General features: G+C 71.6%; 19 protein-coding genes. 12 read left to right on the top strand and 7 right to left on the bottom strand.

Annotated elements, in window-relative coordinates:
• Nucleotides 1-162 precede the first annotated feature (162 nt).
• The 6 genes from hemL to ccsB are packed head-to-tail and all read left to right on the top strand — an operon-like array spanning nucleotide 163 to nucleotide 6,163.
• On the top strand, nucleotides 163-1,515 hold the full coding sequence (gene hemL, locus ACGFIQ_RS14160; protein ID WP_393243545.1) for a glutamate-1-semialdehyde 2,1-aminomutase: 1,353 nt from the start codon (nucleotides 163-165) through the stop codon (nucleotides 1,513-1,515).
• Entirely contained in the window at nucleotides 1,512-2,159 is a 648-nt protein-coding gene (locus tag ACGFIQ_RS14155; RefSeq protein ID WP_357068734.1) for a histidine phosphatase family protein, read from the top strand. The genes hemL and ACGFIQ_RS14155 overlap by 4 nt, the downstream gene beginning before the upstream one ends.
• Entirely contained in the window at nucleotides 2,159-2,725 is a 567-nt protein-coding gene (locus ACGFIQ_RS14150) for a TlpA family protein disulfide reductase (protein WP_393243543.1), read from the top strand. Before ACGFIQ_RS14155 ends, ACGFIQ_RS14150 begins: the two co-directional genes overlap by 1 nt.
• Nucleotides 2,725-3,543, top strand: a complete 819-nt coding sequence (locus ACGFIQ_RS14145) for a cytochrome c biogenesis CcdA family protein (RefSeq protein ID WP_393243541.1) — start codon at nucleotides 2,725-2,727, stop codon at nucleotides 3,541-3,543. The genes ACGFIQ_RS14150 and ACGFIQ_RS14145 overlap by 1 nt, the downstream gene beginning before the upstream one ends.
• Entirely contained in the window at nucleotides 3,543-5,186 is a 1,644-nt protein-coding gene (locus tag ACGFIQ_RS14140) for a cytochrome c biogenesis protein ResB (protein ID WP_393243539.1), read from the top strand. Before ACGFIQ_RS14145 ends, ACGFIQ_RS14140 begins: the two co-directional genes overlap by 1 nt.
• On the top strand, nucleotides 5,186-6,163 hold the full coding sequence (gene ccsB, locus ACGFIQ_RS14135; protein ID WP_393243538.1) for a c-type cytochrome biogenesis protein CcsB: 978 nt from the start codon (nucleotides 5,186-5,188) through the stop codon (nucleotides 6,161-6,163). Before ACGFIQ_RS14140 ends, ccsB begins: the two co-directional genes overlap by 1 nt.
• A 112-nt stretch (nucleotides 6,164-6,275) precedes the next feature.
• On the opposite strand, the gene ACGFIQ_RS14130 is transcribed toward ccsB, so the two are convergent.
• Both ACGFIQ_RS14130 and ACGFIQ_RS14125 read right to left on the bottom strand, forming a co-directional pair.
• On the bottom strand, nucleotides 6,276-6,482 hold the full coding sequence (locus ACGFIQ_RS14130; protein ID WP_393243536.1) for a hypothetical protein: 207 nt from the start codon (nucleotides 6,480-6,482) through the stop codon (nucleotides 6,276-6,278).
• A 212-nt stretch (nucleotides 6,483-6,694) separates the two neighbouring features.
• Nucleotides 6,695-7,171, bottom strand: a complete 477-nt coding sequence (locus tag ACGFIQ_RS14125; protein ID WP_393243534.1) for a MarR family winged helix-turn-helix transcriptional regulator — start codon at nucleotides 7,169-7,171, stop codon at nucleotides 6,695-6,697.
• A gap of 83 nt (nucleotides 7,172-7,254) precedes the next feature.
• On the opposite strand from ACGFIQ_RS14125, the gene ACGFIQ_RS14120 reads away from it, so the two are divergent.
• Nucleotides 7,255-7,809: a carboxymuconolactone decarboxylase family protein gene (locus tag ACGFIQ_RS14120; RefSeq protein WP_393243532.1), complete on the top strand. Its 555-nt coding sequence runs from the start codon at nucleotides 7,255-7,257 to the stop codon at nucleotides 7,807-7,809.
• A gap of 24 nt (nucleotides 7,810-7,833) precedes the next feature.
• Here ACGFIQ_RS14120 and ACGFIQ_RS14115 read toward each other — a convergent pair whose 3' ends face one another.
• Nucleotides 7,834-8,709 carry an alpha/beta fold hydrolase gene (locus tag ACGFIQ_RS14115; RefSeq protein ID WP_393243530.1) on the bottom strand — a complete coding sequence of 292 codons (876 nt, stop codon included), beginning with the start codon at nucleotides 8,707-8,709 and terminating at the stop codon, nucleotides 7,834-7,836.
• Nucleotides 8,710-8,912: 203 nt separating this feature from the next.
• Here ACGFIQ_RS14115 and ACGFIQ_RS14110 point away from each other — a divergent pair, with 203 nt between their 5' ends.
• The 3 genes from ACGFIQ_RS14110 (at nucleotide 8,913) to ACGFIQ_RS14100 (ending at nucleotide 12,091) form a co-directional block, all read left to right on the top strand.
• The gene (locus tag ACGFIQ_RS14110; RefSeq protein WP_393243528.1) at nucleotides 8,913-10,373 is read left to right on the top strand and encodes a menaquinone biosynthesis decarboxylase; all 1,461 of its coding nucleotides are present in this window, start codon (nucleotides 8,913-8,915) and stop codon (nucleotides 10,371-10,373) included.
• A complete protein-coding gene (gene mqnP, locus ACGFIQ_RS14105; RefSeq protein WP_393243526.1) occupies nucleotides 10,373-11,371 on the top strand; it encodes a menaquinone biosynthesis prenyltransferase MqnP in 999 nt (332 codons plus the stop codon). Before ACGFIQ_RS14110 ends, mqnP begins: the two co-directional genes overlap by 1 nt.
• A 90-nt stretch (nucleotides 11,372-11,461) precedes the next feature.
• Complete coding sequence (locus tag ACGFIQ_RS14100; protein WP_393243524.1) at nucleotides 11,462-12,091, top strand: UbiX family flavin prenyltransferase; 630 nt, start codon at nucleotides 11,462-11,464, stop codon at nucleotides 12,089-12,091.
• 95 nt (nucleotides 12,092-12,186) lie between these two features.
• On the opposite strand, the gene ACGFIQ_RS14095 is transcribed toward ACGFIQ_RS14100, so the two are convergent.
• Nucleotides 12,187-12,453, bottom strand: a complete 267-nt coding sequence (locus ACGFIQ_RS14095; RefSeq protein WP_007454516.1) for a BldC family transcriptional regulator — start codon at nucleotides 12,451-12,453, stop codon at nucleotides 12,187-12,189.
• Between the two features lie 269 nt (nucleotides 12,454-12,722).
• Here ACGFIQ_RS14095 and ACGFIQ_RS14090 point away from each other — a divergent pair, with 269 nt between their 5' ends.
• Both ACGFIQ_RS14090 and ACGFIQ_RS14085 read left to right on the top strand, forming a co-directional pair.
• Nucleotides 12,723-13,181, top strand: a complete 459-nt coding sequence (locus ACGFIQ_RS14090; RefSeq protein ID WP_393243522.1) for an Lrp/AsnC family transcriptional regulator — start codon at nucleotides 12,723-12,725, stop codon at nucleotides 13,179-13,181.
• A gap of 88 nt (nucleotides 13,182-13,269) precedes the next feature.
• Nucleotides 13,270-14,361: a PLP-dependent cysteine synthase family protein gene (locus ACGFIQ_RS14085; RefSeq protein WP_393243520.1), complete on the top strand. Its 1,092-nt coding sequence runs from the start codon at nucleotides 13,270-13,272 to the stop codon at nucleotides 14,359-14,361.
• Nucleotides 14,362-14,386: 25 nt separating this feature from the next.
• Here ACGFIQ_RS14085 and ACGFIQ_RS14080 read toward each other — a convergent pair whose 3' ends face one another.
• The 3 genes from ACGFIQ_RS14080 to ACGFIQ_RS14070 form a co-directional block, all read right to left on the bottom strand.
• Nucleotides 14,387-15,007 carry a putative glycolipid-binding domain-containing protein gene (locus ACGFIQ_RS14080; protein ID WP_393244016.1) on the bottom strand — a complete coding sequence of 207 codons (621 nt, stop codon included), beginning with the start codon at nucleotides 15,005-15,007 and terminating at the stop codon, nucleotides 14,387-14,389.
• Nucleotides 15,008-15,110: 103 nt separating this feature from the next.
• Nucleotides 15,111-17,201, bottom strand: a complete 2,091-nt coding sequence (locus ACGFIQ_RS14075; RefSeq protein ID WP_393243518.1) for a DEAD/DEAH box helicase — start codon at nucleotides 17,199-17,201, stop codon at nucleotides 15,111-15,113.
• Nucleotides 17,202-17,398: 197 nt separating this feature from the next.
• Entirely contained in the window at nucleotides 17,399-17,893 is a 495-nt protein-coding gene (locus ACGFIQ_RS14070; protein ID WP_393243516.1) for a hypothetical protein, read from the bottom strand.
• Between the last annotated feature and the right edge of the window lie 466 nt (nucleotides 17,894-18,359).

Below are 18,359 nucleotides of genomic sequence, written 5' to 3'. Positions count from 1 at the left end.
TCTGCCCGGCCCGGCCTGTTGAGGCCACGAGCCGCCGCCCATCGAGGTCACGAGCCCCCCGCGCTGCTGCCGCCGCCGCGACGCCAGCCCGGGGTGAGCCCGGTAACCCCACCGCGGGGTGGCTGCTGGTTGGCCGTGTGGCGCTGACACAATGGCGGCATCGTGACCGACATCTTTCCCGCCGGTTCCGGCCGTTACCCGGCCGACGCACCGGCCTCCGAGGCCCTGTTCGACCGCGCCCGCGCCATCGTGCCGGGCGGGGTGAACTCCCCCGTGCGTGCCTTCCAGGCGGTCGGCGGCACCCCGCGTTTCATGGTTCGTGGCGAGGGCCCGTGGCTGTACGACGCCGACGGTCGCCGCTACGTCGACCTGGTCTGCTCGTGGGGTCCGCTGATCCTCGGGCACGCGCATCCCGAGGTGGTGGCCGCCGTGCAGGCCGCCGCTGCCAGGGGCACCAGCTTCGGCACCCCCACCCCCGGTGAGGTGGAGCTGGCCGCCGAGCTGGTCGACCGGACCCCGATGGAGCAGGTCCGGCTGGTCAACTCCGGCACCGAGGCCACCATGTCGGCGATCCGGTTGGCCCGTGGCTTCACCGGCCGCTCCAAGATCGTCAAGTTCGCGGGCTGCTACCACGGCCACGTCGACGCGCTGCTCGCCTCCGCCGGGTCCGGCGTGGCCACCCTGGGCCTGCCCGACTCGCCCGGCGTCACCGGCGCGGCGGCCAGCGAGACGATCGTCCTGCCGTACAACGACATCCGGGCCGTCGAGGAGGCATTCGCCGCCGAGGGCCCGCACATCGCCGCGGTGATCACCGAGGCCGCCGCCGGCAACATGGGCGTGGTCGCCCCCCGCGACGGCTTCAACCAGCAACTCGCCCGGATCGCGCACGCGCACGGCGCCCTGCTCGTGGTGGACGAGGTGATGACCGGGTTCCGGGTCTCCCGCGCCGGCTGGCACGGCCTCGACGCCTCCGACGCCGACCTGTGGACGTACGGCAAGGTCATGGGTGGTGGCCTGCCCGCCGCCGCCTTCGGCGGGCGGGCGGACATCATGGCGCGACTCGCCCCGGCCGGCCCGGTCTACCAGGCCGGCACCCTCTCCGGTAACCCGCTGGCCTGCGCCGCCGGTCTGGCCACGCTGCGTCTCGCCGACGACGCGCTCTACCGCCGGCTCGACGACACGGCCGCCGTCGTGGGCAAGCTGGCGTCCGACGCGCTGGCCACCGCCGGGGTCCCGCACCGACTGTCGTACGCGGGCAGCATGTTCTCGATCTTCTTCACCGACGCCGACGTGGTCGACTACGACAGCGCCCGCACCCAGCAGGTGCCGGCGTTCAAGGCGTTCTTCCACGCGATGCTCGCCGCCGGCGTCTACCTGCCGCCGAGCGCGTTCGAGTCGTGGTTCGTGTCGGCGGCGATCGACGACGCCGCTCTGGAGCACATCGCCGCGGCGCTGCCCACGGCGGCGAACGCTGCGGCAGCGGCTGGGCTGGTCACGGGGGGTAAGAAACCTTGAGCAAGACAGTGGTCCACGTGCTCCGGCACGGTGAGGTGCACAACCCCGACCAGATCCTCTACGGCCGGCTGCCCGGTTTCCGCCTCTCCGAGTTGGGCGTGCAGATGGCCAAGGCCGCCGCGCAGGGCCTGGCCGAGCGGGAGATCGTGCACGTGGTGGCCAGCCCCCTGGAGCGCGCCCAGCAGACCGCCGAGCCGATCGCCGCCCAGTTCGGGCTGCCGGTCGGGGTGGACGAGCGGCTGATCGAGAGCGCCAACTGGTTCGAGGGCAAGAAGGTGTCCCCGGGTGACGGTTCGTTCCGCGACCCGCGTAACTGGTGGGTGCTGCGCGACCCGGTGACCCCTTCCTGGGGCGAGGCGTACCGGGTGATCGCCGAGCGGATGTTCGCCGCCGTGCACGCCGCGCGGGTCGCCGCCGAGGGGCGCGAGGCGGTGCTGGTGTCGCACCAGCTCCCGATCTGGACGCTGCGCCGCCACGTCGAGCGCAAGCGGCTCTGGCACGACCCGCGCAAGCGGCAGTGCGGGCTGGCGAGCCTCACCTCGTTCCACTTCGACGGCGCGAAGGTGGTGGGCATCGGCTACAGCGAGCCGGCCGCGCACCTGATCGCTCTCTCCGCGACAGCCCGGACGGCCAAGGGGGCCTGATGAACGCCCGGAGGTGGACCGCCGGCCTGCTCGCCACCGTCGCCGCGGTGGCGTTGGTCGGCTGCACGTCGAAGGGGCAGGAGAAGACCTGCGCGACGACCACCGACGGGATCATCGAGTGCGCACCGGACCAGCGCTCGGCACCTCCGAAACTCGCCGGTGAGCTGCTCGCCGGCGGCACCTACGACGTGAGTCAGGCACGCGGTCAGGTGGTGGTGATCAACTTCTGGGGCTCCTGGTGTGCGCCGTGCCGTGCCGAGGCCGACGACCTGGAAGCCGTCTACCAGGCCACCAAGGGTTCCGGGGTGACGTTCCTCGGCGCCAACGTGCAGGACGAGCGGGACAAGGCCAAGGCCTTCGAGGAGGGTCGGGTCACCTATCCGAGCCTGTTCGACCCGTCCAGCCGGACTGCGCTCGCCCTGGACATCCCACCGAACTTCGTCCCGGCGACAGTGGTGCTGGACCGCGAGGGCCGGATCGCGGTGGTGATCCGTCGTGCCGTGACGAAGGACGAGCTGATGCCCTTCGTCGAACGGATCGCCGCCGAGAAGCCGGCGTCGGGCTGATGGGCGAGACCTTCCGGGAGTTGGCCCTCACCGGGCCGCTGCTGCTCGCCATGGGCGCGGCGGCGCTCGCCGGCCTGGTCAGCTTCCTGTCCCCGTGCGTACTCCCGCTCGTCCCCGGTTACCTCTCGTACGTCACAGGTCTCGCCGGCGCCGACCTCGAAGGCCGACGTCCGGCGGCCGATCCCCCACCGCCCACCGGCGGTGTCGCCGTCAAGGAGCGGGTCGCGCGGGTCGGCGCGGTCAAGGGTCGGGTACTCGCCGGCACGCTGCTCTTCATCGGCGGCTTCACAGTCGTCTTCGTGGCCACCGCGATCCTCTTCGCCAGCATCGGCCGGGTCTTCTTCGACTACAAGCGCGAGTTGCAGATCGGCGTCGGCGTGCTGATCATCGTGGCCGGGTTGAGCTACCTCGGGATGATCCCGGCGCTGCAACGCGAGTTCCGGATCTCCCGACTGCCGTCGGCCGGGCTGCTCGGCGCGCCGGTCTTCGGCGCGGTCTTCGCCCTCAGTTGGGTGCCCTGCACCGGCCCCACGCTCGGCGCGGTGATGGGCATGGCCACCGCCAGCGGGCAGAGCGACCGCGCGGTGGTGCTCGCCGTGGCGTACTGCCTCGGGCTGGGGATACCGTTCATCGTCTTCGGGCTGGGCTTCGAGCGCCTGCTCGGGGTCTTCCGCGCCGTCCGGCGCAACAGCCGCTGGGTCACCCGGGTCGGCGGCGCACTGCTCATCCTGATCGGCCTGGCGCTGGTCAGCGGTGGGTGGCAGAGCTTCGTGATCTGGTTGCAGACCACCGTCGGGGTGGGCGAGGTGAGCATCTGATGACTGTCGTCGACGACCGGCCGGAGACCGTGGCGCCAGCGCCACGCCGTCGGCCGAACCGGCTGCTCGCGCTGCTGCGCAACTCGTGGCGACAGCTCACCAGCATGCGTACGGCGCTGATCCTGCTCTTCCTGCTCGCCGTTGCCGCGATCCCCGGCTCGGTGCTGCCGCAGCGGGGGATCAGCCCGGAGAAGGTCAACGAGTACTTCGTCGACCACCCGGACTGGGCCCCCCGACTGGACCGGATCGGCGCGTTCGAGGTCTTCGGCTCGGTCTGGTTCTCCGCGATCTACGTGCTGCTGTTCACCTCCCTGATCGGCTGCATCACGCCCCGCCTGCGCGACCACTTCCGGGCGTTGCGGGCCCGGCCGCCGGCCGCGCCGAAGCGGATGGCCCGGCTGCCGCAGCACACCGTGCTACCCGCGCCGCCGGGTGGCACCGCGGCGATCGTCGAGGTGCTGCGCAAGCGCCGCTGGCGCGTCGAGGTACGCGGCGACGAGGTCTCGGCCGAGAAGGGCTACCTCAAGGAGACCGGCAACCTGCTGTTCCACATCTCGCTGATCGCGGTGCTGATCGGCGTCGGGCTCGGCTCCTGGTACGGCTGGAGCGGCAACCGGCTGCTGGTGGCGGGCAAGGACAACACGTTCTGCAACACCCGCCAGCAGTACGCCGAGGCGAAGCTCGGCCCCCGGGTGGACAGCGCCGACCTGCCCCGCTTCTGCCTGCGGTTGGACGACTTCCAGGCCCGGTTCCTGCCGTCCGGCCAGCCGGAGTCCTTCAATGCCACGGTCACCGTCGACGGCCCGGACGAGCCGACCCGCCGCGCGGACTTCTCGGTCAACTCGCCGCTGCGGTTGAAGGACGCGAGCGTCTACCTGCTCGGCCACGGGTACGCCCCGGTGATCCGCTACACCGACCGGTTCGGCAACAGCCAACTCAGTGACGACCCGTTCCTCACCACCGGCGACATGGGTCTGACCAGCGAGGGGCTGGCGGCCTTCGCGGACGCGAACGTCGACCCGGCCACCGGCCAGCGCGCACCCGATCAGCAGATGGCGTTCACCGGCATCTACCTGCCCACGGCACCCGAGCAGGCACCGTTCGTGCGCTCGCAGTACCCGGCCGAGCGCAACCCGGTGCTGAACCTGGTCGCCTACCGGGGCAACCTCGGCCGGGACGCCGGTATCCCCGGCTCGATCTACCAACTCGACCAGCGGCAGGTGCGGACCGGCAAGGTGAAGGAGGTCGGCACCAAACTGCTCCGCAAGGGCGAGACCTGGACGTTGGACGACGGCTCCACCGTCGAGTTCCTGGGCACCGAGCGGTACGTCACCCTCTCCATCCGGCACGATCCCGGTGCGACCCCGCTGCTGTTCAGCTGCGCTGTCCTGCTGGTCGGGTTGATGGGCTCGCTGTTCGGTCGACGTCGCCGGGTCTTCTTCCGGGTGGTGCCGGGCGACCCCGCGAACGGATCTCCGACGGACGGTAGTAGCTTGATGGAGGCCGGTGGGTTGCCGCGCACCGACTATCCAGGGTTCGCCGACGAGTTCGCCCAGCTCGTGACCGCTGTCAGCGGTGCCGAGCGGGCTGGCACCGACGCTGACTCCAGCGACCGGGCCGGTGTGCGAGAAGGGACCGAGTGATGTCCGCGCTCTCCGACAATCTGGTGACCTTCGCGATCCTGACGTACCTCATCGCGATGATCAGCCACGCCGTCGAGTACGCGCTGGGCAACGCGCGTACCCGGGTCGCCGTGGCGTCGCCCGTCCGCGAGCTGGTGGGTGCGGGAGTCGGCGGTGGTGGCGGCGTCAGCCCGAAGTCACCCGCACCGGTCCCGCCGCCGGCCGGCGCTTCGGCGCGTCGGGCCCGAATCGCCGGCCTGGTCGCGGTGGGAGCCACCGCGCTCGCCGCCGTGCTGCACCTCGCTGCTCTGGTCACCCGCGGTCTCGCGGCGGACCGGATGCCCTGGGGCAACATGTACGAGTTCGTGCTCACGGTGACGTTCATCGGGGTCGCCGCCTGGCTCGTGGTGCTGTGGAAGCGGCCGTCGCTGCGCAAGCTCGGGCTGTTCCTCACCCTGGTGATGGTGCTGCTGGTGGCCACCGCCGAGCTGGTCCTGTACGTGCCGATCGTGCCGCTGGTGCCAGCCCTGAACTCGTACTGGTTCGTCATCCACGTCTCGACAATCGTCTTCGCGTCCGGCATCTTCCTGCTCGGCGCGGTGCCGGCGGTCGGCTTCCTGATGCGCAACGGGTACGAGCAGGGCAAGCGGAGCTTCCCGTACACCCTGGCGAAGCGGCTGCCCGGCGCGGTCGGCCTGGAACGGTTGACCTTCGCGCTGCACGCGTTCGCGTTCCCGGTCTTCACCTTCGCGGTCATCGCCGGCGCGATCTGGGCCGAGGCGGCCTGGGGTCGGCCGTGGGGCTGGGACCCGAAGGAGACCTGGGCGTTCATCTCCTGGGTGGTCTACGCCGGCTACCTGCACGCCCGCGCCACGCCCAGCGTCAAGCGCAACGTGGCCACCTGGCTCGCGGTGCTCGGCTTCCTCACCATGCTGATGAACCTGTTCGGCGTGAACATCTTCTTCACCGGCCTGCACTCGTACGGCGGGCTGGACTGATCCGGTAGGCGGCGGCACTGATCCGGTAGGCGGGCGCGCGGGCCGGTGGGCGGCACGCGGGCCGGTGGGCGGCATGCGGGCCGGCGGGCGACGTGGGCGGTGTGCGGGCCGGTCACGGCTCGCGATCCGGTTGCCAGGTGCGCAGGGCCCGCTCGACCTGGATGGTGATCTGGTAGGACACCTCGGGTAGGTCGGCCAGCTCGATCCGTTCGCCGCGCAGGGCCAATTGGGCGTGCAGCTCCCGGGCGACGGTGTCGCGCAGCTCGACCAGCAGGGGCGACAACCCGTCCGGGTCACCGACGACATAGGCGTCCGACATGCACTCACCCTGCTCTGACGCCCCGTCGATGCGCCAGGATCGGTGAGATGTGTCCGCCGGGCTTGACTCGGCCCAGGTCTGGGCAGTGGGGTGTCTCGCGCCCGGCTGTCCGCCCTTGATCGACTCGGGTTTCAGGAAGGCGCGGTGTCCGGCGGGCCGGATGCAACCGACTTCATGAAACCCGAGTGGATCCTGCCGTGGCGTAGTCGCGGTCAGCCTCCGAGCCAGCCCGGCACGTCGAGCCGGAACCAGTTGGCGGAGGCCATCGTGCGGAGGTCGTCCTCCATGGCGTCGACCCGTTCCGGGCCGAGGGTTTCGGCCCACTGTGCGCGTAGCCGGTCGAAGATCTCGGCCGAGCGACCCAGTCCGTCGGCACCGCGCGGGGTCACCCGGACCAGCCGGCGTCGGGCGTCGGTGGGGTCCTCGACCCGCTCCAGGTAGCCGACGGCGACCAGCCGATCGACGGTCTTGCCCGCGGCCTGTTTGGAGATGCCCAGCCGCTGGCCCAGCTCGGTGGCGGTGGTGCCGCCCGCGCCGACGGCCTGGAGCACGAACCCGTGCAGCGGTCGCAGCTCCGGATGCCCCTCCCGGGCCAGCTCGGCGTGCAGGTCGTCGATAAGCGTCTGGAAGCCGGCCAGCAGCAACAGCGGCAGCGCGAAGCCGGGGCGCGCGGGATCAGTGGTTGCCATGTTCGACAACCACGTTTACTATTTCGTCAACCACGTTGACTATCGTAACGTGCCCCGATCCAGACTCTGGAGAGCAGGTAACCATGTCCGTCTTCACCGCCCACACCGCTGAGACCGCACCCGCCGCCGCCCGTCGGCCCATCGAGGGAGTACGCGGCCGGTTCGGCTGGCTGCCCACCCCGGTGGCGCTGATGGCCGACTCGCCGCAGTTGCTCACCGGGTTCCTCACCGCCAGCACGGGCTTCGAGCAGACCGACCTCGCCCCGCTGGACCGGGAGGTGGTCATCCTGACGGTCTCCACCAGTCACGAGTGCCACTTCTGCGTCGCCCTGCACACCGGCAAGCTCACCCGACTCGGCGCGACCCCCGAGCTGATCACCGCGCTGCGTGCCGGCTCGGTGCTGCCCGAGCCGCGGTTGGAGGCGCTGCGCCGCTTCACGCTGGCCGTGCTCGACCACCGGGGTGCAGTGCCCGACGACAAGCTGGACGACTTCCTGGCCGCCGGCTACCAGCCCCGGCACGCGCTGGACGTGGTGCTCGGCGTCGGCGCGTACACCATGTCCACCTTTGCCAACCGGCTCACCCGGGCACCGCTCGACCCGCCACTGGCCCCCTACGCCTGGACGCCCACTGCCTGACCGAGGGCACCCGCGGACCCCTGCTCAGGCCGCCTGAAGGAAGTCGCGCAGCAGGGCGAGCATCTCGTCCGGGCGCTCCTCGTACAGCCAGTGCCCGCACTCCTCGATCACCTCGCCGCGCACGTCGTCGGCGTACCGGCGGACCTGCTCGGCGACCTGCCCGCCGAGGCTGGCCGCCGCGCCGACGGCCAGGACCGGCATCATCAGCTTCCTGTCTCGGTACGACGCGTTGTCAGCGATGTCCTGCTCGAACGCCCGGAAGTAGGCGAAGCTGGCCCGCAGATGTGCCGGGTCGCGCAGGTGACTCGCGAACTCCTCGATGTCCGGCGCGGCGATGCTGCCCTTGCGCACCATGAGGGCGTCGGTGAACCTGTCCACCCAGAGCGACTCCCGCCCCTTGACAAGTTCCTCCGGGAGCCCGTTGCCGAGAGAGAAGTAGCCGAAGTTCCACACCCCCGGCCCGGCCGCGGTGAGCGCGGGGAACGTGTAGATGCTCTCGTCGGGGATCGGCGCCTCGGTGAGCACCAGCCGACTCACCCGCTGCGGATGGGCGGCGGCATACGCGTACGCCACCATGGTCCCCAGATCGTGCCCGACCAGCCGCAGCTCGCTGACCAGGCCAAGTTGGTCGAGTAGTCCGTGCAGGTCGGCTGCGGCGGTCTTCTTGTCGTAGCCGTCGGCCGGGGCGTCGCTGCCCCCGAAGCCGCGCAGGTCGGGTGCGACCACGTCGAAGGAACGCCCCAACTCGGGCAGCAGGTGCCGCCACATGTACCAGCATTGGGGGTACCCGTGCAGGAGCACCAGTGGCGGGCCGGTGCCGCCCCGAACGTAGTTCATGGCGATCTGGCCGACCCGCGCCCGCTGCTCGCTGAACCCCGCCGGTACCCGCTCACCACTCATCGCCGCCCCCGTCCGCCCCTGCCCTACCCGTTCGACCGCCTGCCATGCCTGCGAGGTCTGGGCCTGGCCCTTGATCCACTCTGCTTTCAGGAAGTCGGGCCATCCCAGGCCATTCGACACCCCGATCTCCTGAACTTGGTCATCGCGAGCGTCACAGCACCCGGCTTGGGTCGCTCGGGAGCCGGTGCGGGAGACTGGGCGGTATGGCGGCTCGTGGCTTCCCGTACACCGATCTCAAGGACTTCCTCGCGGCGCTGGAGCGCGCGGGGGAGTTGCGCCGGGTCGACGTCCCGGTCGACCCCACCCTGGAGATCAGCGAGGTGGTCACTCGCACGGTGCGGGCCGGCGGGCCGGCGTTGCTTTTCGAGCGTCCGACTCGGGGCGAGATGCCGGTGGCGATCAACCTGTTCGGCACCGAGAAGCGGATGGCGATGGCGCTTGGCGTCGACTCGCTGGACGAGATCGGTGCCCGGATCGGCGCGCTGGTCAAGCCTGAGCTGCCGGTCGGCTGGTCCGGCATCCGGGAGGGCCTTGGCAAGGTCATGCAGCTCAAGTCAGTGCCGCCGCGCAAGGTGAAGACCGCACCCTGCCAGGAGGTCGTCTACCGGGGTGACGACGTCGACCTGAACCGGCTGCCGGGGTTGCAGGTCTGGCCCGACGATGGCGGGATCTTCCACAACTACGGGTTGACCCACACCAAGCACCCGGAGACCGGCAAGCGCAACCTGGGCCTGTACCGCCTCCAGCAGCACGGCCGCAACACCCTGGGCATGCACTGGCAGATCCACAAGGACTCGACGGCCCACCACGCGGTCGCCGAGCGGCTCGGGCAGCGTCTCCCGGTCGCGATCGCGATCGGTTGCGACCCGGTCGTCTCGTACGCGGCCAGTGCCCCGCTGCCCGGCGACATCGACGAGTACCTGTTCGCCGGGTTCCTGCGCGGCGAGCGGGTGGAGATGGTCGACTGCCTCACCGTGCCGTTGCAGGTGCCGGCGCACGCGCAGATCGTGCTGGAGGGCTACCTGGAGCCCGGTGAGCGGCTGCCCGAGGGGCCGTTCGGCGACCACACCGGCTTCTACACCCCGGTCGAGCCGTTCCCCGTGCTGCACATCGAGGCGATGACGATGCAGCGCAAGCCGGTCTACCACTCGATCGTCACCTCGAAGCCGCCGCAGGAGGACCACGGCCTCGGCAAGGCCACCGAGCGGATCTTCCAGCCCCTGCTCAAGTTGATGATCCCGGACATCGTCGACTACGACCTGCCGGCCGCCGGTGTCTTCCACAACTGTGCGATCGTCTCGATCCGCAAGCGCTACCCGAAGCACGCGCAGAAGGTCATGAACGCGATCTGGGGCGCGCACCTGATGTCGCTGACCAAGCTGATCGTGATCGTCGACGAGGACTGCGACGTGCACGACTACAACGAGGTCGCCTTCCGGGCCTTCGGCAACGTCGACTACGCCCGCGACCTGCTGCTCACCGAGGGCCCGGTGGACCACCTCGACCACTCGTCGTACCAGCAGTTCTGGGGCGGCAAGGCGGGCGTCGACGCGACCCGCAAGCTGCCCACCGAGGGCTACACCCGCGGTTGGCCGGAGGAGATGAGCATGGCCCCGGAGGTCACGGCCCTGGTCGACAAGCGCTGGAAGGAGTACGGGATCTGATGGCCGCCGCCGACAACCCCCGCGATCTTGCACTTTCGGTCCCCGATTCACCCCCTTCCGCCCCTTCTGCCCCGACAGAAAGTGCAAGATCGCGGGAGCGGGAGCGGGAGCGGGAGCGCGGGCGGGTGCGGGCTTTTCTGGAGCTGGTCAAGATCGAGCACTCGGTGTTCGCGCTGCCGTTCGCGTTTCTCTCCGCGTTGACCGCGATGCAGGTCAACGGTGGGCACGTGCGCTGGTGGGACCTGCTGCTGATCACTGTGGCGATGGTCGGCGCGCGGACGTTCGCGATGGCCGCCAACCGGATCCTCGACCGGCGGATCGACGCGCGGAACCCGCGTACCGCCAACCGGGAACTGGTGACCGGCGCGGTGAGTGTGCGGACGGCCTGGACCGGCGCGGCCGTCGCGGTGGTGGTCTTCCTCGCCGCCGCCGCCCTGCTCAACCCGCTCTGCCTGGTGCTCGCGCCGCTCGCCGTGGTGCCGTTGGTCGTCTACCCCTACGCCAAGCGGTTCACCAACTGGCCGCACGCCATCCTCGGGATCGCCCAGGCGGTCGGCCCGGTCGGCGCGTGGTTGGCGGTCACCGGCACCCTGGACGGCTCCTGGCCCGCGTGGCTGCTCGGCGCCGCGGTCGGGCTGTGGATCGGCGGCTTCGACCTGATCTACGCCTGCCAGGACTCCGAGGTCGACCGGGAGATCGGCGTGCACAGCGTGCCCGCGCGCTACGGTCGCCGCTTCGCGCTGCACGCCTCCACTGTCGCGCACGTGGTGACCTTCGCGCTGTTCATCTGGTTCGGCGGGCTGATCGGCCTGGGCTGGCTCTGGTGGATCGGGCTCGCACTGACCGCTGTGGCGTTCGGCTACCAGCACCTGGTGGTCACCCCGACCGATCTCAGCAAGGTCAACCGGGCGTTCTTCACCGCCAACGGGTTCGTCGGCATCGCGCTGTTCGTCTTCGCCCTGCTCGACCTGGTGATCCGGCTCGACCTGCGGCCCTGAGGAGGCTCGACCTGCGGCCCTGAGGCGGCCCGGACGGTGGATCCCGGGGGTGCGCACCAGCGGACCGGCCGGACCAGGCAGGCTGGGGGCATGCGCGAACCATGGGTGGTCGGGGTCTCCGGGGCCTCCGGCACGCCATACGCGGCGGCCGTTCTCGGGGGCCTGCTCGACGCGGGCGAGTCGGTGGACCTGATCGTGTCCCGGGCGGCACGGCTCACCGTGCTCGACGAGACCGGCCGACCGTTTCGCGACGGGCACTGGGCCGAGGATCTCGCCGGCTGGCTCGACCGGGACCTGACCGGAGCGGACGTGCGGCACTGGCCCGCCGGCGACCTGGCCGCCGGGCCGAGCAGCGGCTCCTACCGGGTACGTGGGATGGCCGTGGTCCCGGCCAGCACGGCAGCCTGCGCGGGCATCGCGATCGGGCTCTCCAAGGACCTGTTGCAGCGCGCCGCCGAGGTCAACCTCAAGGAACGGCGGCCGGTGGTGGTGGTCCCCCGGGAGACACCGGTGACCCGCAGTCACCTGGAGCACCTGATCGCGCTGCACGACGCCGGCGCGGTGGTGCTACCGGCCAGCCCTGGCTTCTACGGGGCGGGTGCGGCGGCCAGCGCCCAGCAGTTGGTCGACTTCGTGGCCGGCAAGGTGCTGGACGCGCTCGGCGTCCCGCACACCCTGTTCCGAAGGTGGGCCGGCCAGCTCGGCGCGGCCCGGAGCTGAGCTGACGCGCTTATCGCGCGTCATGCCGCCCGGTCGACCGAAGTGGGACGCGGACCGGACTGGTGTCCGGTCCGCGTGGCGTTGTCCGCACCAGTTCAGTACATGCCGGCGTTGGCCGGACCCGGCCCGGTGGATGCGGCCGGCCCCACATTGCGTGGCTTTCCGACCTCGTCCACCTCGTCCAGCATGCCCTCCCCCTCAAGCAGGGCCCGCACCTCGGATTCCCGAAACCGGCGATGCCCGCCTGGAGTCCGGATGCTTCCTATCCGGCCGGCCGCCGCCCATCTCGTCACAGTCTTCGGGTCCACCCGAAACAGCGCGGCGACCTCACCCGGTGTCAGCAGGCGATCTCCAGTGTCCACAGCCCCCTCCTCGCGTCGACGAAGCCCCTGGCTGAACACACTGCCCCCGGCTGGTGCGAGCCCAGAGCCGTCATGAGGGACGTATGGCAATTACAGCACCAGGAGACTGGCCTGTCCGCCAAACGCGAAAAATGCACTGACTGGGAAGTTAGTAAATGGTACGGGCGGAACCCCTGCCTTGACTGTCGGTTTGTGAACAGTTACCCACTGCTCCGTCCAACGGATGCCGAAGGCGTCGCGTTACGCGTAACCGGTTAAGGTCACTCTCCGTGGACGCCATCGACCTGAGCCTCGTCGACCTGCTGCGCGGCAACGCCCGCCTGTCGTACGCCGAGTTGGCCCGACAGGTGGGCCTCTCGGCCCCGGCCGTACACGAGCGGGTCGGCAAGCTGGAGAGCAGCGGCGCGATCCGGGGTTACCGCGCGGACGTGGAACCGGAGGCGATCGGGCTGGGCGTCACCGCGCTGATCGGGATCGTCGAAGACTCCGGCGCCGACAGCGACGACATGCTCGAGTCGCTGCGGGTGCTGCCCGAGATCGAGTCCTGCTACTTCATGGCCGGCGTGGAGTCGTTCCTGCTCAAGGCGCGGGTAGGCACGATCGCCGAGTTGGAGCAGCTGATCGTGCGGCTCAACCGGACCCCGGGGGTCGCCTCCACCCGCACCGCCATCGCACTCTCCACCAAATGGGAGAACCGCCCACAGCCGGTCGGTCCACCGGCGGCCTGACCGCCGCGTACCCCTGGGGATGCCGACCCGCGTCACATGCGGTCCGGGCCGCGCCGACCCCCGCTGGCCTGCTTGCTACGTTTCCCGCGTGACACATCACGACCGGTGCGACGCGGCCAGCCGGACCTGGGTGACGGAGGCCATCGCCGCCGTCGAGGCGGACGCGAACCGCTCGGCCGACACCCACCTGCTGCCGTTCCCGCTGCCCCGGGCATGGGGGATCGACCTCTACCTCAAGGACGAGTCCTCCCACCCCACCGGCTCGCTGAAGCACCGGCTGGCCCGCTCGCTGTTCCTCTACGGGCTCTGCAACGGCTGGATCGGGCCACGCACCACGATCGTCGAGGCGTCGTCGGGCTCCACGGCGGTCTCCGAGGCGTACTTCGCCCGGATGCTCGGTCTGCCGTTCATCGCGGTGATGCCCGCCTCCACCTCGCCCGAGAAGATCGCGCAGATCGAGTTCCAGGGCGGCCGGTGCCACCTGGTGGACGACCCCGCGACAGTGGTGGTCGAGGCGCGCTGGCTCGCGGAGGACTCCGGCGGGCACTTCATGGACCAGTTCACCTACGCCGAGCGGGCGACCGACTGGCGGGGCAACAACAACATCGCCGAGTCGATCTACGCGCAGTTGGAGCTGGAGCGGCACCCGATCCCGGCCTGGGTCGTGGTGGGCGCCGGCACCGGGGGCACCAGCGCGACAATCGGCCGGTACGCCAGGTACCGCCGACTCGCCACCAAGCTCTGCGTCGTCGACCCGGAGAACTCGGCGTTCTATCCGGCCTGGCTGGCCGCCGACTGGTCGGTGCGTACCGGAAAGGGGTCCCGGATCGAGGGCATCGGCCGGCCCACCGTGGAGGCGTCCTTCCTGCCCTCGGTGGTGGACCGGATGGTCCAGGTGCCGGACGCGGCGTCACTGGCCGCGATGCGCGCCGGGTCGGCGGTGCTCGGGCGTCGCGTGGGTGGCTCCACCGGCACCAACCTGTGGGGCGCGTTCGGCCTGATCGCCGGGATGCTCGCCGAGGGCCGGACCGGCTCGGTGGTCACCCTGATCTGCGATCCCGGTGACCGGTACACCGACACCTACTACTCCGACGACTGGGTGGCCGCCCAGGGCCTCGACCTGACTGCGCACCTGGCCGCCATCGACCGCTTCCTGGCCGGCGGAGCCTGGCCCGCCTGAACCGCCCAGCGGGGCCGGGCATCGCTCAGCGTGGGTCGATCCGTTCGGCCAGCCCGGGGTAGCGCACCACGTAGCCGCTGTCGTCCAGGTCGATGTCGGCAGTGAAGGTGCCGCTGGCGAACCGCACCCGACCCGGCCCGAGCCCGGTGTAGATCTGCTCGGCCGGCACCACCTCCAGGCCGGGCAGCAGCACCCAGGCGACGGTGATCCGGTGCGCCACGTCGGCCGGCTCGGCCCTCATCCGGAGCCGGTGGACCGGCAGGGTGTTGAACAGCGGTGAGCCGCTCAGGTCGACGTCGAGCGCGTCGGCCAGCCGGTCCGGGTCGTCGGTGCCCGGCAGACCGGCCCGGGGATGACCGGCCGCGACCAGAGCCTTGTCCAGGTCGCCCTGCTCGGCGGTCGTCACCCGCCACCGGCCCGCGGCACGCTCCAGCGTCACCCGGCGCAGCCAGCCGAGCCCTTCGGCCTCGACCTCGACCCGCGTGGTGGCCCAGTCCGGCGTGGTGGTCAGCTGGTAGCGGGCGGTCCAGGGGATCGGGTCCACGGCGAGCAGGGTGCCCCGGGCCGCCAACCCGTGGCCGTCGTCGAGCAGCACCTGCTCGCTGCCGGCGGTGTCCGTCCGGGACCAGAAGATCGACTTCGGCATGGTCGGCATGAGCCGGACGTTACGCGACCGGGCCGACATTGGCAGGGCATGCGCGAACGCCGCCGCGAAGCATGGGCTTCGCGACGGCGTTCGGTGGATCAATTCAGTGGGTACGCGCCGGCGGCCGCCCGCCGAAACCGCGCCGGTCGTCACGCGGGCGCTCGTCACGCGGCCGGTCGTCCCGACCACGGCTCTCCGGACGGAAACCGCCGCGAGTGTCCCGGTCACCGAAGCGCCGCTCACCGGTCGGCCGGTCGCCCCGGCCATCCCGGTCACCGAACTGCGGCCGGTCACCGAACCGACGCTCGCCCTGCGGACGGTCGCCGTAACCCCGGGTGTCCCGGTCGGCGTAGCGGCGCTCACCGGTCGGCCGGTCGCCGTAGCGGCGCTCGCCCTGCGGCCGGTCGCCGTACTGGCGGTCGCCCTGCGGCCGGTCACCGTACTGGCGGTCGCCCTGCGGACGGTCGCCGTAGCGGCGCTCGCCGGTCGGGCGATCGCCGTAGCCCCGGTCGCCGGTCGGCCGGTCGCCGTAGCCCCGGTCGCCGGTCGGGCGGTCGCTGTGGCGCCGCTCGCCGGTCGGGCGGTCGCCGTAGCGGCGCTCGCCCTGGGGACGGTCGCCGTACTGGCGGTCACCCTGGGGACGGTCGCCGTACTGGCGGTCACCCTGGGGACGGTCGCCGTACTGGCGGTCACCCTGGGGACGGTCGCTGTGGCGCCGCTCGCCGGTGGGTCGGTCGCCGTAGCGGCGCTCGCCGCCCGTGCGGTCGCCAAACCGGCGCGGGCCTCCGGACCGGTCGTCGAATCGACGCGAACCGCCGGAGCGGTCGCCAAAGCCCCGCGACTCCACCTCGACGCGAACCGGGACGCCGCTGGGCTCACGGGCACCGACCAGCTCGGCCAGTGCCGCGTCGCCGACCCGCACCCGGGTCTCGGCCGGCGCGACGCCAGCCTTCTCCATCATCGCCAGGGTGGTGCGGCGCTGCTTGGGCAGCACCAGCGTGGCTACCGCGCCGGACTCGCCCGCACGGGCCGTGCGCCCCGCCCGGTGCAGGTAGTCCTTGGGGTCCTTCGGCGGGTCGACGTGCAGCACCAGGGTGACCCCGTCGACGTGGATGCCCCGAGCCGCCACGTCCGTGGCGACCAGCACGTTCATCCGGCCCTCGCGGAACTCGGCCAACGTCTTGGTACGCATCCGCTGGGTCTTGCCGCCGTGCAGCCCGCCGGCGCGGACGCCGACCGCCGCGAGTTGCTCGACCAGCCGGTCCACCCCGAGCTGGGTACGGGCGAAGACCATCGTCCGGCCGTCCCGGGCGGCGATCGAGGCCGCCACCGGGAACTTCTCGTGCGGCGGAATCAACAGCATGTGGTGATCCATGGTGGACACCGACGCGGTGGACGGCGCCGTGGAGTGGGTCACCGGGTCGGTCATGAACCGCTTGACCAACGCGTCGACGTCACCGTCCAGGGTGGCCGAGAAGAGCAGCCGCTGGCCGTTCGCGGGAGTCTTCGCCAGCAGATCGGTCACCTCGGGCAGGAAGCCCATGTCGGCCATCTGGTCGGCCTCGTCGAGCACCGTGACCTCGACGTCGTCGAGCTGGCAGATGCCCCGCTCGATCAGGTCGCCGAGCCGGCCCGGGGTGGCCACGATGATCTCCACGCCGCGGCGCAGAGCGTCGATCTGACGGTCGTACGGAACACCACCGACGGCGGTCTTCAGGAAGATGCCGACGGACTTGCCCAGCGGCACCAGTGCGTCGTTGACCTGCATGGCCAGCTCGCGGGTGGGGACCAGGACCAGGGCGCGCGGACGCATCGGCCGGGCCCGGTTGCGGGTTGCCAGCCGGGCGATCATCGGCAGGCCGAAGGCGAGCGTCTTGCCCGAACCGGTCTGCCCGCGGCCCAGCACGTCGCGGCCGGCCAGCGCGTCCGGAACGGTGGCCCGCTGGATCTCGAACGGGCTGGTGATGCCCTGCTGCGCCAGCGCGCGGACCAGCGGCTCGGGCAGGCCGAGGGACGCGAAGCTGATCGGATCGGCGGTCGCCGTCGGGGCCGGCTCCGCCGGCTGGGCGGCGGTGTCGACCGGTGCGGTGCCGGTCTCGCTCGGGGAGGCGTCGAGCTGCTCCCGGGCGGTGTCGGTCGTCGGGGCCGGGTGGGAAACGGACGGAACAGTGCTGGGGTCAGCAGAGGTGGTCAACAAAAGCCTTTCGAGCGGGGCGCATCTTCGCGATGGCCTGCCGCGGCTGTGCCGCCGGATCGCCCGCAAGACCGCCCAGGGGCGCGCACCACGCGCGCCGGGTCAGTGATCTCCACCAGTGTACGGCGAACCGGCGAAGCCGCCAGCCGGTTGCCGGACGGTAGTGGGCGGACTCACCATCGTTCCCACCCGGCGACTCACCCGTTGAGCACGCTGCCCACCAGACCGTCCAGGGCGTCACCGGCGAGCAGTACGACCATGACGCTGATCGCCACCAGCAGCCCCAGAGCGGCGGCCAGGACGATCATCACCCGGGTGTTTCGGGACCGTTCGGCCGGACTGTCCGCCCAGCCCTGGGCCAGGATGTGCCCGGTCAGCGACCCGGAATTCTCCACCGCGTTGGCGGGCATCGCGATCGTGGCGAAGCCCGGCCCGTCGCCGCTGCCGTAGACGGTGCCGGCCAGGTCGGAGCCGCCGTCGTGCCGTCCCGCGCCGGCGTTGCCCGTGCCCCGCGCGACGAAGCCGCCGTCGTGCCGTCCTCCGCCGGTGCTGCCCGCCCGTTGTCCGGCCGAGTTCCCCGAAGGGCTGCCCGTGGACCCGGTCCCTCGCGAGTTTCCGCTGCCACTCCCACCCGGCTGGGGAGTGCCGGTGGTGGACGGCGGCCAGGTCGGCAGGGCCGGTGCCGGTACCACCGGCGGCGCGGAGACGGGTGCGCCGGCCCACCCGTCGCGGGATGTCGGGTGTGTCGTAGAGGCGGTGGACGCCCACCCGCCTGGCGCCGCGGAAACCGACGCGCTGGGTCGTACGCCGGGCGTGTCGATCATGGCCGGCGGTGGCGGAAACGGCGGTGCCGGCATCGGACCGGGCGGACTCGGTGGCGCGGGCACGGGCGGACCGGGCGGCGGCAGGGGCGGGCTCGGGATGGGCGGTGCCGGCGGGCCCGGGATGGGTGGCATCGGCGGGGGCGGCGGGGTCGGGGGACCCGGAACGGGCGGAACCGGACCGGGTGACGGCGTGGGTCGGGGCCCAGGCGTCGGCATCGGCTCGGGCGGGAACGGGCCCGGGGCTGGCGCGGGCTCCGGCTCGGGAGGCGACGGCTGGGTTGGCCCGGGGCCGGGTGGCGTGGGTGCGGGCTCCGGCTCCGGAGTCGACGGTGCC

This window comes from Micromonospora sp. NPDC048898 (assembly GCF_043198035.1).
Lineage (GTDB): Bacteria > Actinomycetota > Actinomycetes > Mycobacteriales > Micromonosporaceae > Micromonospora.
Note: the sequence above shows the minus strand (reverse complement) of the source record. Positions and strands in the feature narration are given on the sequence as shown.

Excerpts from the sequence above, each read along its gene's own strand:
- ACGFIQ_RS14150 (WP_393243543.1), top strand. The coding sequence starts at position 2,159 with ATGAACGCCCGGAGGTGGACCGCCGGCCTGCTCGCCACCGTCGCCGCG.
- ACGFIQ_RS14145 (WP_393243541.1), top strand. The coding sequence starts at position 2,725 with ATGGGCGAGACCTTCCGGGAGTTGGCCCTCACCGGGCCGCTGCTGCTC.
- ACGFIQ_RS14140 (WP_393243539.1), top strand. The coding sequence starts at position 3,543 with ATGACTGTCGTCGACGACCGGCCGGAGACCGTGGCGCCAGCGCCACGC.
- ccsB (WP_393243538.1), top strand. The coding sequence starts at position 5,186 with ATGTCCGCGCTCTCCGACAATCTGGTGACCTTCGCGATCCTGACGTAC.
- ACGFIQ_RS14130 (WP_393243536.1), bottom strand. The coding sequence starts at position 6,482 with ATGTCGGACGCCTATGTCGTCGGTGACCCGGACGGGTTGTCGCCCCTG.
- ACGFIQ_RS14125 (WP_393243534.1), bottom strand. The coding sequence starts at position 7,171 with ATGGCAACCACTGATCCCGCGCGCCCCGGCTTCGCGCTGCCGCTGTTG.
- ACGFIQ_RS14120 (WP_393243532.1), top strand. The coding sequence starts at position 7,255 with ATGTCCGTCTTCACCGCCCACACCGCTGAGACCGCACCCGCCGCCGCC.
- ACGFIQ_RS14115 (WP_393243530.1), bottom strand. The coding sequence starts at position 8,709 with ATGAGTGGTGAGCGGGTACCGGCGGGGTTCAGCGAGCAGCGGGCGCGG.
- ACGFIQ_RS14110 (WP_393243528.1), top strand. The coding sequence starts at position 8,913 with ATGGCGGCTCGTGGCTTCCCGTACACCGATCTCAAGGACTTCCTCGCG.
- mqnP (WP_393243526.1), top strand. The coding sequence starts at position 10,373 with ATGGCCGCCGCCGACAACCCCCGCGATCTTGCACTTTCGGTCCCCGAT.
- ACGFIQ_RS14100 (WP_393243524.1), top strand. The coding sequence starts at position 11,462 with ATGCGCGAACCATGGGTGGTCGGGGTCTCCGGGGCCTCCGGCACGCCA.
- ACGFIQ_RS14080 (WP_393244016.1), bottom strand. The coding sequence starts at position 15,007 with ATGCCGAAGTCGATCTTCTGGTCCCGGACGGACACCGCCGGCAGCGAG.